The sequence below is a fragment of the Novosphingobium flavum genome, assembly GCF_014230315.1.
Lineage (GTDB): Bacteria > Pseudomonadota > Alphaproteobacteria > Sphingomonadales > Sphingomonadaceae > Novosphingobium > Novosphingobium flavum.
In genome coordinates, this window is sequence record NZ_JACLAW010000003.1 from 85,781 (window position 1) to 100,649 (window position 14,869).

Here is a 14,869-nt window from a genome sequence, read left to right on the forward strand (position 1 = left end):
AAATGGCCGGTGTTCGCGGTATAATCCGGCTCGAGACACGGAACACCGATGGCGCTGACGGGTTACCCCCGGCGGCCCCAGTCATTACGGCGGAATGATGGACGAAGAACTCACCGGCAACGACAAGGACGGCGGCGATGCGCCGCTGATCGACCTCAACGACGCCTCGATCAAGAAGTTGATCGCCCGCGCCAAGCGTCGCGGGGTGATCACCTATGACGAGCTGAACGAGGCGCTGCCGCAGGACCAGATGTCTTCCGAGCAGATCGAGGACATCATGGCCGCGATCTCGGAAATGGGCGTCAACATCGTCGAGAGCGACGAGGACGCGATCGACCCTGAAGAACGCAAGGCCGAAGACGCCGAAGACGAGGAAGCGGTCGACGAACGTCCCGACCTCGTCAAGAAGAAGGAAACGATCGAGCGCACCGACGACCCGGTGCGCATGTACCTGCGCGAGATGGGCGCGGTCGAACTTCTCAGCCGCGAGGGCGAAATCGCCATCGCGAAGCGGATCGAGGCCGGCCGCGACACGATGATCCTGGGCCTGTGCGAAAGCCCGATCACCTTCCACGCCATCATCCAGTGGTCCGAGGCGCTCAACGCCGGCGAGATGCAGCTGCGCGAGATCCTTGATCTCGACGCCATGCTCTCGAAGGAGCCCCAGCCCGAAAACCTGTCGGAAGACGGTGAGGCCGAAGGCGACGGCGAGATCAGCGAAGCCACGGCCGGCCCCTCGTTCAAGGACGAGGACGAGGTCGAGGAAGAAGAATCAGCCGACGAGGAAGACGAGGACGGCGTCGAGCGCCGCGCCCGCCGCCCGGCCGAGGACGAGGAAGAGGACAACACCCTTTCGCTCGCCCAGATGGAAGCCGCGCTCAAGCCCGCGGCGCTGGAGCGCTTCGCCGAGATCACCGACCTGTTCCGTCAGTTCGAGAAGATCCAGGCCGAGCGGCTCGAGGCCATGGGCACGGCGGGGACCTTCTCGCCGGCCAAGGAGGCCCAGTATCAGCAGCTGCGCGAGGATCTCACCGCGCAGGTCGAATCGGTGCAGTTCCACGCCACCAAGATCGAATACCTGGTCGACAACCTCTATGCCTTCAACCGGCGCCTGACCACGCTGGGCGGCCAGATGCTGCGCCTGGCCGAGCGTCACAAGGTCCCGCGCAAGGACTTCCTCGACGCCTATGTCGGCCGCGAGCTCGACGAGGGCTGGCTCGAGGCCAATGCCAAGCGTGACAAGAAGTGGACCGCCTTCGCCGCCAACGAGGCGAACGGGGTTGAGCGCATCCGCGCCGAAGTGTCCGACATCGCCTCGGCCACCGGCATGGCCCTGCCCGAGTTCCGCCGCATCGTGAACATGGTCCAGAAGGGTGAGCGCGAAGCGCGCATCGCCAAGAAGGAAATGGTCGAGGCCAACCTGCGCCTCGTGATCTCGATCGCCAAGAAGTACACCAACCGCGGCCTGCAGTTCCTCGACCTGATCCAGGAAGGCAACATCGGCCTGATGAAGGCGGTCGACAAGTTCGAGTACCGCCGCGGCTACAAGTTCAGCACCTATGCCACGTGGTGGATCCGCCAGGCGATCACCCGCTCGATCGCCGACCAGGCCCGCACGATCCGCATCCCGGTCCACATGATCGAGACGATCAACAAGCTGGTCCGCACCTCCCGCCAGTTCCTTCACGAGCAGGGCCGCGAGCCCACGCCCGAGGAAATGGCCGAGCGCCTGTCGATGCCGCTCGAGAAGGTGCGCAAGGTGATGAAAATCGCCAAGGAGCCGATCTCCCTCGAGACGCCGATCGGCGACGAGGAAGACTCGCACCTCGGCGATTTCATCGAGGACAAGAACGCGATCATCCCGGTCGATGCCGCGATCCAGTCCAACCTCAAGGAAACGGTCACCCGCGTCCTCGCCAGCCTCACCCCGCGCGAGGAACGCGTGCTGCGGATGCGGTTCGGCATCGGCATGAACACCGATCACACGCTTGAGGAAGTGGGCCAGCAGTTCTCGGTCACCCGCGAACGCATCCGTCAGATCGAGGCCAAGGCGCTGCGCAAGCTCAAGCACCCGAGCCGCAGCCGCAAGATGCGCTCGTTCCTCGATCAATAAGCGGGAACCGTTGTCGCGTTGGGGCGTTAACCCTGATAGCAACGACGAAAGCGCATGAGAGGCCCCACGCGGGGCCACTTCGGGAAGCCCCGGCGGAAACGCTGGGGCTTTCTGGTTTCCTGGCCAGCAATATCCCCCCGCCGCTTTTCCTCCGATGCCGGGGGCTGGCCTTTGCCGGGCATCCCGCCTAAGGGGCCGTTTCGCCGATTCCATTTCACGAGAACGAGGGCACACCCCTTGCGTATCGCAATCGCATCCGACCACGCCGCCATCGACCTGAAGGCGGCCCTGCGCGAATACCTCATCGGCCTCGGCCACGAGGTTGCCGACCTTGGCCCCGAAACGGCCGACCGGGTCGACTATCCCGATTATGGCTACAAGCTCGCCGCGGTCGTGGCCGATGGCACGGCCCAGTTCGGCGTCGCCCTGTGCGGCTCGGGCATTGGCATCTCGGTCGCGGTCAACCGCAACCCGGCCTGCCGCTGCGCTCTGGTCTCGGAGCCGCTTTCGGCCGCCCTGGCGCGCGAGCACAACGATGCTAACTGCATCGCCATGGGCGCGCGCCTGACCGGAGAGGACATGGCCAAGGCCTGCCTCGACGCCTTCCTTTCGACGGACTTCGGCGGAGGCCGCCATGCCGGCCGCGTCGAAAAGCTGTCCAATCCCGCACTCTGACGAACAGGGAACCGATATCATGAGCACCCTCGCCAAGGCGCCCGTCACCCCGCAAGGCTTCTTCACCGCAGGCCTCGCCCAGCAGGACCCCGAGATCGCCGGCTGGATCGGCAAGGAACTCGGCCGCCAGCGTGACAAGATCGAGCTGATCGCCTCCGAGAACATCTGTTCGAAGGCCGTCCTCGAAGCCGCCGGCTCGATTCTGACCAACAAGTATGCCGAAGGCTACCCTGGCAAGCGCTATTACGGCGGCTGCGAATACGTCGATCACATCGAGCAGCTGGCGATCGACCGCGCCTGCGCCCTGTTCGGCGCCAAGTATGCCAACGTCCAGCCGAACTCCGGCAGCCAGATGAACCAGGCCGTGTTCCTCGCCCTGCTGCAGCCAGGCGACAGCTTCATGGGCCTGGACCTTGCCGCCGGCGGCCACCTCACGCACGGCTCGCCGGTCAACATGAGCGGCAAGTGGTTCAAGCCGATCCCCTACACCGTCCGCCCCGACGATCACCTGATCGACATGGACGAGGTTGCCCGCATCGCGCGTGAGAACAAGCCCAAGCTGATCATCTGCGGCGCCACGGCCTATTCGCGCTTCTGGGATTTCAAGCGCTTCCGCGAGATCGCCGATGAAGTCGGCGCCTATCTCCTGGCCGACATGAGCCACTTCTCCGGCCTCGTCGCCGGCGGCGTCCATCCCTCGCCTGTGCCCCATGCCCACGTCACCACCACCACGACTCACAAGTCGCTGCGCGGTCCCCGCTCGGGCATCATCCTCACCAATGACGAGGCTATCGCCAAGAAGATCAACTCGGCGATCTTCCCCGGCATGCAGGGCGGCCCGCTGATGCACGTCATCGCCGGCAAGGCCGTGGCATTCGCCGAAGCGATGAAGCCGGAATTCAAGGCATATGCCCAAGCGGTGGCCGACAATGCCAAGGCTCTGGCCGCCAGCCTCCAGGCCGAAGGGCTCGACATCGTCTCGGGCGGTACCGACAACCACCTGATGCTGGTCGACCTGCGGCCCTACAACGCCAAGGGCAAGCACGCCGAGCATGCGCTCGACCGCGCCTCGATCACCTGCAACAAGAACGCGATCCCCAACGATCCGGAAAAGTACTTCGTCACCTCGGGCATCCGCCTCGGCACCCCGGCGGGCACCACCCGCGGCTTCGGCACCGAGGAATTCACGCTGATCGGCAAGCTGATCGCCGAAGTGGTCGATGGCCTGCGCAAGAACGGCGAACAGGGCGACGCCCAGGTCGAGGCTTCGGTCGCCGCGCGCGTCGAGGAACTCTGCGCCAAGTTCCCGATCTACGCGGGAATGTGAGCTTGTCGGGGCGCGGCGCTGGCGGAAGGCAACAATAGATGCGCTGCCCGTTCTGCGCCCATGACAATTCTCAGGTGAAGGATTCGCGTCCGACCGAGGACAACACCGCGATCCGCCGCCGCCGCCAGTGCGAGGGCTGCGGCGCTCGCTTCACCACGTTCGAGCGGGTTCAGCTGCGCGAGATCATGGTGGTCAAGTCCAATGCCGATGGACGTGAAGGGCGCCGCGAACCGTTCGACCGGGTCAAGATCGAGCAATCGGTCACCCTCGCCTGCCGCAAGCGCATGGTCTCGCAGGACCGGATCGACCAGCTCGTCTCCGGCATCCAGCGCCAGGTCGAGACGCTCGGCGAAAGCGAAATTCCGTCCAAGGCGATCGGCGAGATGGTGATGGAAGGGCTGCGCCACCTCGACAGCGTAGCCTACATCCGCTTCGCCAGCGTCTACCGCGATTTCAGCGAAGCACGCGATTTCGAGGAATTCGCCAGCACCATCCGCGACGCGGGACAGAACTGAAACGATGGCCCACGACCTGTCAAAGCCGGTGATTGTCCTCGTCCGCCCCCAACTTGGCGAGAACATCGGCAAGGCCGCCCGCGCCATGCTCAACTTCGGCCTGACCGAGCTGCGCCTCGTCGCCCCGCGCGATGGCTGGCCCAACCCCTCGGCCGGCCCGGCGGCGGCAGGCGCCGACGCGGTGCTCGAACAGGCCGCAGTGTTCGAGACCCTCGCCGAAGCGGTACATGACTGCGCCCATGTCTATGCCACGACCGTGCGCAAGCGCGGCGTGACCAAGCCGGTGCTCACCCCCGAACAGGCCGCGCGCGAGGTTCACACCCAGCAAGGCCGCTCCGCCCTCGTCTTCGGCCCCGAACGCTCCGGCCTCGAAACCGACGACGTGGCGCTGGCCCGCGCCATCGTCACCGTGCCGATCAACCCCGAATTTGCCTCGCTCAACCTCGCCCAGGCGGTAATTCTCTGCGCCTATGAGTGGTCGAAGGGCGTCAGCCTCGCCCAGCCCACGGTCGAGGAACTGCTTCCCCCTGCCCCGCAGGACGAGCTCGAGGGCATGATCACGCAGTTCGAGGCCCTGCTCCGTCCGCGCGGCTATTTCCGTCCGCCAAGCCGCGCCGCCGCCACGAGACGCACCTTGCGCAACATGCTGACCAAGCCCGGCTGGAACCACCTCGAGGTGCGCACCATGCGCGGCGTCCTCTCCGCGCTCGAACGGCGGATCGAGGACGACCCCGAATAAGGTTGACAATCAGGCCATTGCCCGCCAAGGGCGCCCCTTCGCAATTGACCCCGCATTCCCGGTGAAGCGGTGGTCGCATCCGGCAACAGGCCGGATGGTGCGACACCCGGGACCAGAAGGTGCAGGCACGTCGCCCGCGCCACGCAAGTTGGAAAGAAAGCGCATGTCGAAGCGCAAGGCATCGAAGTACAAAATTGACCGCCGTCTTGGCGAGAACATCTGGGGCCGTCCGAAGAGCTCGGTGAACCGTCGCTCCTACGGTCCGGGCCAGCACGGCCAGCGCCGCAAGAGCAAGGTTTCGGACTTCGGTCTGCAGCTGCGCGCCAAGCAGAAGCTCAAGGGCTACTACGGCGAAGTCACCGAGAAGCAGTTCAAGCGCACCTACCAGGAAGCCGCCCAGATGAAGGGTGACACCGGTCAGAACCTGATCGGCCTGCTCGAGCAGCGCCTGGACATGGTCGTCTATCGCGCCAAGTTCGCGCCGACCATCTTCTCGGCCCGCCAGATCGTTTCGCACGGCCACATCCGCGTCAACGGCGTGAAGTGCAACATCGCCTCGCGCCGCGTGCGCCCCGGTGACGTGATCAGCCTCGGCACCAAGGCCAAGGAAATGGCCCTGATCGCCGAAGCGCAGAGCCTGGCCGAACGTGAAGTGCCGGACTACGTCGCTCCCGACGGCGCCGACAAGATCACCTTCGTCCGCGTGCCCTCGCTCGACGAAGTGCCCTACCCGGTGAAGATGGAACCGAACCTCGTGGTCGAGTTCTACTCGCGCTAATCCGCGAACATCGCAGGAAATTACGGAAGGGCGGCCCATGTGGCCGCCCTTTCTGCATCTGCGCGGCGGACCTTCGGGGCCGGCCTTCGCAAAGGTTCCACACGGCCTGTCGCACGGCTTTCACAATCCGGCGGCAGAGGGCTCAGCGGGCGGGAACACCCCCGTTCGCCAGGCTTTGACGGACCATGCAACTCTATCGCTTCGTAACCCCGCACCGTGCCGGCAAGTGGTATCCCGACCTTGAAACCGCCCAGCGCCATGCTTGTGAAATCGGCGCGGGCTTCCGCGCCGAACGCAGCGGCGAATTCTGCGCCTACCGCGAAACCCGCCTGGAAGTGGCCGCAAAAAACTCCGGCGAAAGCCAGCCCTAGGGCGCCAGCCCCAGGGCCTTGCGCAGAAAGGCGTCGCTTTCGCTCAGCATCCGGGTCCGCGCCGCGGCATCGATCAGGTAATGATCAAGCCCGGCGAACTCGACATAGGTCACCGGCTTGCCCGCCTCGCGCAGGCGCTTTTCCATCAGGCGGGATTCGTCCACCCCGACATTCTGGTCGAGATCACCGTGAAACAGCATGACCGGCGCCGCGAACCGGGCGGCATGTTCCGCGGGCGACCCTTCGCGCAGGTGCGGTCCATCGCCGATGTAGCGATCCACCAGTCTTGAATTGGTGAAATTGGCCGATTCCCTCTTCAGGCTGGCAAGGTCGGTCACCGGCGCGATCGCCACCACAGCCTTGTACAGCGCCGGATCAACCACTTCGCCCTGCAGCGCCGCGTAGCCGCCATAAGACCAGCCCACCGCCGCCAGCTTTCCCGGTGCGGCAATGCCCTCTGCCAGCAACCAGCGCCCGGCATCGTTGATGTCACTGATCGCGGTCTTCCACGACTGGAACCCGTTCTTCTGGAACCAGGCCGAGCCATAGCCGGTCGAGCCGCGATAATTGGGCTGGATCACGGCAAAGCCCCGCGCGGCATAGAACTGCACCAGCCAGTCGAACCCCCATTCGTCACGCGCGGCCGGACCGCCGTGCGGCATGACGATCGCGGGCAGGCCTTTGCCGCTGCTGCCGAGCGGCAAGGTCAGGTAGGCCGGGATCTCGGTCCCGTCGGCCGCCTTGTAGGAAATTGCCTTCATCGGCGCGAGCGGCACGCCCTCCAGCGCGCCGCGAACGGCCATGACCTGGTCGAGCTTGCGGCTTGCCTTGTCGTATACGTAGAGGATCCCCGGATCGACGTCGGCCGAGGCGATGATCAGCAGCTTCTTCTCGCCCGCGCTGGCATCGACGATGTTGGTCATCGGCTGGCCCGGCAAGGCCCGGGTCAGGGCCGCGCCCAGTTTCTTGAGCTCCGGGTCGAAATATTCGATCGCGCGCCGATCGGTCGCATAGCTGGCGCCGACCACGCGCCGATCACGGCCGATCCGGATCAACTCGTCAATATCGGTATCGGCCCGCGAGAGAACCTCGGCCCGCGTCGCCGCCCCATCGAGCGAGACGCTATACAGCGCGTTGAAACCGCCCTTGCCCTCGAAACCGTAAACGACATTGGCCGCGCTATCGACGGCATAGGGATCGAACCCGTCCGACAGCCCCGCGCCCGACGACGCGACGACCGACAGCGGCAGCCAGTCCCGCGATCCCGTCTTGCGGTAGAAATAGCTGGTCGTGCCCTTGAGCACGCCTTCGCTGTCAGCCGCGACCACGCCCATCACGCGGACCAGCCCATGGCCGTCCGAGACATATTCGCTGGCGTTGCGCCTGGGTTCCTCCACCGTGCGCCGCTTGAGCGTGATCGTATCGACCGCCTCGACACCGACCCCCTCCTTGTCGCTGCCCATGCGGCTGCCGGTCTGGGTGTCGGGCACGAACTGGCGCGTCATCAACACTGATCCGGGGCTGTTGCCCACATCGAGATCGATGATCCCCCCGCCATATTGCATGACGTAGTGAGACCGGTCATTCGTTTCCGAGCTGAGCTGGACCATGCCCGTGGCATCGGCATTGGTCGCAAATACGCGGGAATAGGTGACCGGGCCATAGACCGGTTCCTTGACGATATAGCGGCCGAAGCAGACGATCCGGGTATCGGTCGACCACGAGCAGGAGGTGATCCGCCCGTCCTTGGCCTGCATGCCCATCACCATCTTTGGCTGGGCGGCTCCGGTCAGGTCGGCAACGACAACGACCGTCCCGGTCGGCACCGGGTTGACCACGGCGACCTTGGTCCCGTCAGGCGAGATTGAGGCATCCCGCACCGCCTCCAGCGCCCCGAACCGCGCCGCCACCGCCGCTGCGTCATCAGCCGCATGTGCCGGGCCCGACAGACTCAGCACACCAGCCGCGCCGGACAGCAAGATTGCCCTGTTCATCATGCCCCTCCCCTATCGAACGGAAGGGGAGACTGCCCAATCTCGTGACCGGCGCAAGAGGCGCGCAGCCGGATTTATTGCCTGTTGAACATTTCTATCGGCCGGCTGGGCCGGAACTATTGCCCCTTGGGCTGGTAATTCCGCCGGAACCGCGCCGCGAACTCGGCAAACCGGCCAAGCGCGATCGCATCGCGCATGGCCTGCATCAACTGCTGGTAGAATGACAGGTTGTGCTCGGTCAGCAACATTGCCCCCAGCATCTCGCCCGACTTGTGCAGGTGATGGAGATAGGCCCGGCTGTAATGCCCGCAAACCGAACAGGAACAGTCCGGATCGAGCGGCCCGGTATCCTCTGCATGGCGGGCGTTGCGCAGGTTGAGCGGCCCGCCCCAGGTGAAGCCCTGCCCGTTACGGCCCGAGCGGCTCGGCAGGACGCAGTCGAACATGTCGACCCCGCGCTCGACCGCGCCAACCAGGTCATCCGGCTTGCCCACGCCCATCAGGTAGCGCGGCCGATCCGCGGGCAGCATTCCCGGCGCGAAGTCGAGCGTGGCGAACATCGCCTCCTGCCCCTCGCCCACTGCAAGGCCGCCAATGGCATAGCCATCGAACCCGATGTCGCGCAGCGCCTCGGCGCTGTGGCGGCGCAGGCCCTCGTCGAGCGCGCCCTGCTGGATACCGAACAGCGCCGAGCGCTCGGCATGTTCGCCCCCGGCATCGAAGCCGGCGCGGCTGCGCCTGGCCCAGCGCATCGACATTTCCATCGAACGGGCGATCTCGTCGCGCGGCCGGTCCGCACGCGGACACTCGTCGAAAGCCATCACGATGTCGCTGCCCAGCAGACGCTGGATTTCCATCGACCGTTCCGGGCTGAGCATGTGGCGGGATCCGTCGAGGTGGCTGGCAAAGGTCACGCCTTCCTCGGTGATCTTGCGCAGGTCAGACAGGCTCATCACCTGGTAGCCGCCGCTGTCGGTGAGGATCGGGCGCGGCCAATTCATGAACTTGTGCAGCCCGCCCAGCCGCGCCACCCGCTCCGCCCCGGGGCGCAGCATCAGGTGATAGGTATTGCCGAGGATGATGTCGGCCCCGATCGCGCGCACGGTTTCGGGCTTCATCGCCTTGACCGTGGCCGCCGTGCCCACAGGCATGAAGGCAGGCGTGCGGATCTCGCCCCGAAGCATCTGGATCGTGCCGGTGCGCGCCTTGCCTTCGGTGGCATGAATGGAGAAGTTGAAACGGTGCGTCATATTGCGTGTTGCGCGCCCCTACGGGAAATCGCATTGGCACGCAAATGATCGAACCCTGGCTCTATCCCGCGCTCACCGCCACGGCGGTGGTGACCGGCTTCGTCGATGCGATTGCCGGCGGCGGCGGCCTGATCATGGTTCCCGTGCTGGTCTTCGCCGGCCTGCCGCCGCACATCATGCTTGGCACCAACAAGGTCCAGTCGATGTGCGGCACGGCCATGGCAACCTACCGTTATCGCCGCGCCGGCCTGTTCCGCATCGGCTCGAACAAGGCGCTGGTCGGCGCGGTCTTCGCCGGTGCCGCCGTCGGCGCGCTGGTCATCCAGCGGCTCGATTCCCGCATTCTCTCGCTGGCCGTGCCCCTTCTGCTGATGGCGGTCGCGCTCTACACGATCTTCTCGCCCCGGATGGACGACACCGACCGCGAGGCCCGCATCGGCGAGGGTGCCTATTACCCCGTCGGCTCGGCGATCGGCTTTTATGACGGGTTCTTCGGCCCCGGCACCGGGCAGTTCTTCGCCACCACGCTGGTCGGCCTGCGCGGCTTCGGCCTGACCCGCGCCACCGGCCTGACCAAGCTGCTCAACCTCACCAGCAACGTCGCCAGCGTGATCATCTTCGCGCTGGGCGGGCAGGTGATCTGGCTGCTCGGCCTTTGCATGGCGCTGGGCTCGATCGCCGGCGGCTGGCTCGGCGCGCACAGCGCCACCCGCTTCGGAGCGCGGTTGATCCGCCCGCTGATGATTACCGCCAGCCTGGCCTTGACGACGAAGCTGTTGTGGGGCTGGTTCGCCGGGTGAGTCCGAGCGAATTCCTGAAGACCGAATGGCGCGAACTGACGCGGATCAACCCGTCGGCGCGTCCTTGGCAGATGCCATTGGTTGCCGCGCTGGTCACGGGGCTGCCGCTGCTGGCCGGCGCCGCGCTGGGCGACATGGCCCACGGCGTTGCCGCCATGCTCGGCACGCTGATCTTCCTTTACGTACCCGACGCCGCGCTGGGCCGCAGGATCGCCGTGCTGTGCGGCTGCGCCGTGGCGATGAGCGCCTGCTATGCCATGGGCCTGGTTGCCGGTCATCTCGGGCTCTGGGGCGCGCCCTTCCTCGGCCTCGTCGCCATGGCGCTCACCATGGCGGCCCGTTATGCCCGGCTCAATCCGCCCGCCGGGCTGTTCTTCATCATGGCCGCTGCCATCGGCGCCTATGCCGGGGTTCCCCTCGCCGCCATTCCGCTTCGGGTCGGCCTGCTCGCGCTTGGCACGATCCTCGCCCTCGTCGCGGGGGTGATCTACGGCCTGCTGGTGCCCGAGAGCGAGGCCGCGCGGGTCGCCCCGCCGCCGCCCCCCCTGACCCGCGAGGTCCTGCTGGTCGATCCGGCGATCATCGGCCTCGCTGTCGCGCTGTCGCTGCTCATTGCCGAGCTTCTTGGCGTCGAGCGGCCATACTGGGCGCCGGTCTCATGCCTCGCGGTGATCCAGGGCGCGTCCCTGCGCGCGATCTGGACCCGGCAAACCCAGCGCGTCTTCGGCACGGCCATCGGCCTCGCCATCACCGCCGCGATCTTCACCTTGCCGATCGGGCCATGGAGCGTCGCGCTAGCGATCACAGGCCTCACTTTCGTGGTCGAGGCGGCAGTAGTGCGGCACTACGGCTTTGCCGCGATGTTCTTTACCCCCATGTCGATCCTCGTCGCCGAAGCCCCGCGCCTCGGCGCCCTAGCTCCCGCCAGCGTGATGCAGGCCCGGCTGTTCGATACGATCATCGGCAGCGCCGTCGGCGCCGCCTTCGGTCTGTTCATCCACCACACCCGTCTCAAGCGTCCGGTACGCAAGGCGCTGGGGCTGAACCATGAAGTCTAGCGCTGCTTGAGGTGCGAGACCCACAGCTGCCACGGCCGGTCGAGCTGCTCGTCATTGGTCCGTGCCGCGCCCAACGCTTCCGCCGGATTGAGGTAAGTCACCGGGCCCAGCTTCATCGCCTCGGCCTGTAGCGCGCCATTCCGCTCCGCATAGACCGCGCGGTAGACGACCTGCCGCAACGAGCTGCCGACGATGGTCGCCCCATGCCCGCGCATCAACACCATCGGCCCCGAGCCGAGCCGCCGGGCCAGCGCCGCGCCCAGCGGGGCCGAACGGATCAGCATGTCCGTCCCCGCCCCGCCAGCACTGCGGATCTCGAACACCGGCACCCCGGCGCCAAGAAACCCTGCCATGTGATAGACCGGGCGCAGCACCTGGCCGCTCACCCCGAACGGAATCAGCCCCGGCGAATGATTGTGCACCACGGCCTGCACCTCCGGCCGGGCCTGATAGACCGCGCAGTGGATGAACCGCTCCAGATAGAGCCGCGGCTGGCCCGAGACCGCCTCGCAGGTCGCGGCGTCCACCTCGACCACGTCCGCCCCGCTCACCAGTTCGGGCGCGAGCGAGCGTGAAATGAAGAAATGTCCGGGATTGGCCGCCGATCGCACGCTGGCATGGCCGAACCCGTCAACCACGCCGAGATCGGCCAGGATGTGATTGGCCATGACAAGGTCAGCCTTGCGCGCGGCATCGTCATCCGCCGGCTGCGCCATCACGCGCCCCGCCCCCACCAGGGCCATTGCCGCCAACCAGCCCGCGCCTCTCGCCATGTCCATCTCCGCTTTGTCCCCCGAACCTAACGGCGCGGTGCGGCCGGGCAACTGGCCAAACCGCTAAGGAAGCAGCAGGCTCGAATCTCCATAGCTGTAGAACCGGTAGCCCTCGGCAATGGCATGGGCATAGACCGCCTGCATCCGCTCCAGCCCCATCAGGGCCGAAACCAGCATGAACAGTGTGGACTTGGGCAGGTGGAAATTGGTCATCAGCCCGTCGATCGCCCGGAACCTGTAGCCGGGGGTGATGAAGATTCGCGTGTCGCCGGCAAATGCGCGGATCACCCCGTCCTCGCCGGTCGCGCTTTCGAGCAGGCGCAGCGAGGTCGTGCCCACGGCGATCACCCGGCGCCCGGCCGCGCGCACGGCATTGAGACGCTCGGCCACGTCCGCCTCGATCCGCCCCCACTCGGCGTGCATGGCATGGTCTGCCGTGTCCTCGGCCTTGACCGGAAGGAAAGTCCCCGCCCCCACGTGTAGCGTCAGTGTCTCGTGGCCCACGCCGCGCGCGGCCAGCGCCGCCATCAGCTCCGGCGTAAAGTGCAGCGCCGCGGTCGGCGCGGCCACGGCCCCTTCCTCGCGCGCGAACATAGTCTGGTAATCGGACTTGTCAGCCTCGTCGGTCGGCCGCCTGCCCGCGATGTAGGGCGGCAGCGGCATCGACCCGGCCCGTTCGAGCAGGACCTCGACTGGCTCGTCGCCATGGAAGCCCAGGGTCCAGCTGCCGTCGTCATGACGCTCTTCGGCCGTCGCCCAGACCCCGGCGGGAAATTCCACCTCATCGCCCACGCGCAGCCGCTTCGCATTGCGGATGAAGGCCTGCCAGCGCCGCAGGTCTATCCGCTTGTGCAGGGTCGCGCCGATCCGCGCCGCGCCCCGCCGGCCTTCCAGCTGCGCCGGGATCACCCGGGTGTCGTTGAACACCAGCACGTCGCCGGGCTCGAGCAGGTCAGGCAGGTTGCGAACAATCAGATCGCCGAACGCCCCTTCGCGCCCGACCCTCAGCAGCCGCGCGGAATCGCGCGGGCGCGCCGGGCGCAGCGCGATCCGCTCGGGCGGCAGTTCGAAGTCGAACAGGTCAACGCGCATAGGCAGTGCCCGGCTTTACCCGGAAACGGATCAGCTCTTGGGCTTTGCCTTGACCGGCGCCTTCACCGGCGCCTTGGCAGTCGCCTTGGTCGGAGCAGCCGGCGCGGCCGGTGCCGGCGCGAGGCTCGGCGGGGCCAAGGTCACGGGCGGAGGCGGCGGCGGCAGCATCTGCGGCTTGTTCTCGCTGGCAATCGAGGCCTGGAGGATCTTGGTCGGATTGGCCGGCGGCTCGCCCCGCGTGATCGCGTCGACATATTGCATCCCGCCGATCACCCGGCCAAAGTCGGTATACTTCCGGTCCAGCGCGAAGCGCGGATAGAACACGATGAAGAACTGACTGTTGGCCGTGTCCGGCTGGTCGGTCCGGGCCATCGAGACGGTGCCGCGCACGTGCGGCAGGGTATTGAACTCCGCCTTGAGGTCCGGCAGGTCGGAACCGCCCTGCCCGGTCCCGGTCGGATCGCCGGTCTGGGCCATGAAGCCGTCAATCACGCGGTGAAAGATGATCCCGTTGTAGAAGCCGCGCTTGGCCAGCGTCTTGATCCGCTCGACATGGTTCGGCGCCCATTTGGGCATCAGCCGGATCGTCACCCGCCCGCCGTTGGACAGGTCGAGCAACAGCACGTTATCGGGATCGTGGGTCGGGTCCATGTCCACCAATGCGCTCAGCGCGGGCGCCGGTGCGGGGACCGGGTCCTTGGCCAGCGCGGGCGCGGCAATCAGCGCAAGCGCCAGCGGAAAGGCGGAGAGAAGGCTGCGACGGATCATCAGGTCACTCACGTAATCGGCGCTAACCATGGCACCGGGTCGATGCGGGATAGCGATGGTCAACTGTCATGGCAATTAACAGGCGAAATATGGGGCGCCTAATCCCCGAGCAGGCCACGCTCGGCCACCCGCTTGACCACGTCCTCTCGCACGGCCGGGCTGACGAAGCGGCCGATTTCGCCCCCGAACAGGGCGATTTCCTTGACCAGCCGCGAGGCGATCGGCTGGAGCGAGACGTCGGCCATCAGGAACACGGTCTCGATGCTGGCATTGAGCTGCTGGTTCATGCCCGCCATCTGGTATTCGTATTCGAAGTCGGCCACGGCGCGCAGGCCCCGCACGATCACGTTGGCCCCCTGAACCTCGGCGAACTTCATGAGCAGGGCATTGAAGCCCACGACCTCGACGTTCTCGACCTTCAGCGCGGCCACTTCGCGGCGGACCATGTCCATCCGTTCCGCGGGCGTGAACATCGGGTTCTTGGACGGATTGGTCGTCACCCCGATGATCAGCCGGTCAACCAGCTTGGCCCCGCGCCGGATGATGTCGGCATGACCCAGCGTGATCGGATCGAATGTTCCGGGATAGACCCCCACGCGCTCCTTCATACCCCCAC

The 14,869-nt window shown here is 66.4% G+C and carries 15 protein-coding genes; 9 read left to right on the top strand and 6 right to left on the bottom strand.

Features of this window, described 5'->3' with window-relative positions; all coding sequences use genetic code 11:
• Positions 1–97 precede the first annotated feature (97 nt).
• The 7 genes from rpoD (at position 98) to H7F51_RS04495 (ending at position 6,518) form a co-directional block, all read left to right on the top strand.
• Complete coding sequence (gene rpoD / locus H7F51_RS04465; protein ID WP_246447812.1) at positions 98–2,113, top strand: RNA polymerase sigma factor RpoD; 2,016 nt, start codon at positions 98–100, stop codon at positions 2,111–2,113.
• A gap of 237 nt (positions 2,114–2,350) precedes the next feature.
• The gene (locus H7F51_RS04470) at positions 2,351–2,788 is read left to right on the top strand and encodes an RpiB/LacA/LacB family sugar-phosphate isomerase (RefSeq protein ID WP_185663041.1); all 438 of its coding nucleotides are present in this window, start codon (positions 2,351–2,353) and stop codon (positions 2,786–2,788) included.
• 19 nt (positions 2,789–2,807) lie between these two features.
• The gene (gene glyA, locus H7F51_RS04475) at positions 2,808–4,115 is read left to right on the top strand and encodes a serine hydroxymethyltransferase (protein ID WP_185663042.1); all 1,308 of its coding nucleotides are present in this window, start codon (positions 2,808–2,810) and stop codon (positions 4,113–4,115) included.
• A gap of 38 nt (positions 4,116–4,153) precedes the next feature.
• Positions 4,154–4,630, top strand: a complete 477-nt coding sequence (nrdR, locus tag H7F51_RS04480; RefSeq protein ID WP_185663043.1) for a transcriptional regulator NrdR — start codon at positions 4,154–4,156, stop codon at positions 4,628–4,630.
• Positions 4,631–4,634: 4 nt separating this feature from the next.
• Complete coding sequence (locus tag H7F51_RS04485; protein WP_185663044.1) at positions 4,635–5,369, top strand: RNA methyltransferase; 735 nt, start codon at positions 4,635–4,637, stop codon at positions 5,367–5,369.
• 163 nt (positions 5,370–5,532) lie between these two features.
• Entirely contained in the window at positions 5,533–6,147 is a 615-nt protein-coding gene (gene rpsD / locus H7F51_RS04490) for a 30S ribosomal protein S4 (RefSeq protein WP_185663045.1), read from the top strand.
• 185 nt (positions 6,148–6,332) lie between these two features.
• Positions 6,333–6,518 carry a hypothetical protein gene (locus H7F51_RS04495; RefSeq protein WP_185663046.1) on the top strand — a complete coding sequence of 62 codons (186 nt, stop codon included), beginning with the start codon at positions 6,333–6,335 and terminating at the stop codon, positions 6,516–6,518.
• Here the strand turns inward: H7F51_RS04495 and H7F51_RS04500 are convergent.
• A complete protein-coding gene (locus H7F51_RS04500) occupies positions 6,515–8,512 on the bottom strand; it encodes an alpha/beta hydrolase family protein (RefSeq protein ID WP_221773996.1) in 1,998 nt (665 codons plus the stop codon). The two genes, H7F51_RS04495 and H7F51_RS04500, sit on opposite strands and share 4 nt — an antisense overlap.
• Before the next feature lie 116 nt (positions 8,513–8,628).
• Positions 8,629–9,762 (bottom strand): tRNA guanosine(34) transglycosylase Tgt, encoded by a 1,134-nt coding sequence (gene tgt / locus H7F51_RS04505; protein ID WP_185663048.1) that lies wholly within the window; start codon positions 9,760–9,762, stop codon positions 8,629–8,631.
• A 44-nt stretch (positions 9,763–9,806) separates the two neighbouring features.
• Between tgt and H7F51_RS04510 the strand changes: the two genes are divergently transcribed.
• Both H7F51_RS04510 and H7F51_RS18870 read left to right on the top strand, forming a co-directional pair.
• Positions 9,807–10,562: a TSUP family transporter gene (locus tag H7F51_RS04510; RefSeq protein WP_185663049.1), complete on the top strand. Its 756-nt coding sequence runs from the start codon at positions 9,807–9,809 to the stop codon at positions 10,560–10,562.
• Positions 10,559–11,620 carry an FUSC family protein gene (locus H7F51_RS18870; protein WP_185663050.1) on the top strand — a complete coding sequence of 354 codons (1,062 nt, stop codon included), beginning with the start codon at positions 10,559–10,561 and terminating at the stop codon, positions 11,618–11,620. The genes H7F51_RS04510 and H7F51_RS18870 overlap by 4 nt, the downstream gene beginning before the upstream one ends.
• Here the strand turns inward: H7F51_RS18870 and H7F51_RS04520 are convergent.
• From H7F51_RS04520 to coaD, 4 genes are all read right to left on the bottom strand, one after another.
• Positions 11,617–12,393, bottom strand: coding sequence for a class II aldolase/adducin family protein (locus H7F51_RS04520; RefSeq protein WP_221773997.1), 777 nt, complete (start codon positions 12,391–12,393; stop codon positions 11,617–11,619). The two genes, H7F51_RS18870 and H7F51_RS04520, sit on opposite strands and share 4 nt — an antisense overlap.
• A gap of 63 nt (positions 12,394–12,456) precedes the next feature.
• Positions 12,457–13,485, bottom strand: a complete 1,029-nt coding sequence (queA, locus tag H7F51_RS04525; RefSeq protein ID WP_185663051.1) for a tRNA preQ1(34) S-adenosylmethionine ribosyltransferase-isomerase QueA — start codon at positions 13,483–13,485, stop codon at positions 12,457–12,459.
• A 30-nt stretch (positions 13,486–13,515) separates the two neighbouring features.
• Positions 13,516–14,253, bottom strand: coding sequence for a peptidylprolyl isomerase (locus tag H7F51_RS04530; RefSeq protein WP_185663052.1), 738 nt, complete (start codon positions 14,251–14,253; stop codon positions 13,516–13,518).
• A gap of 98 nt (positions 14,254–14,351) precedes the next feature.
• Entirely contained in the window at positions 14,352–14,861 is a 510-nt protein-coding gene (gene coaD, locus H7F51_RS04535) for a pantetheine-phosphate adenylyltransferase (protein WP_185663053.1), read from the bottom strand.
• Positions 14,862–14,869: the final 8 nt, after the last annotated feature.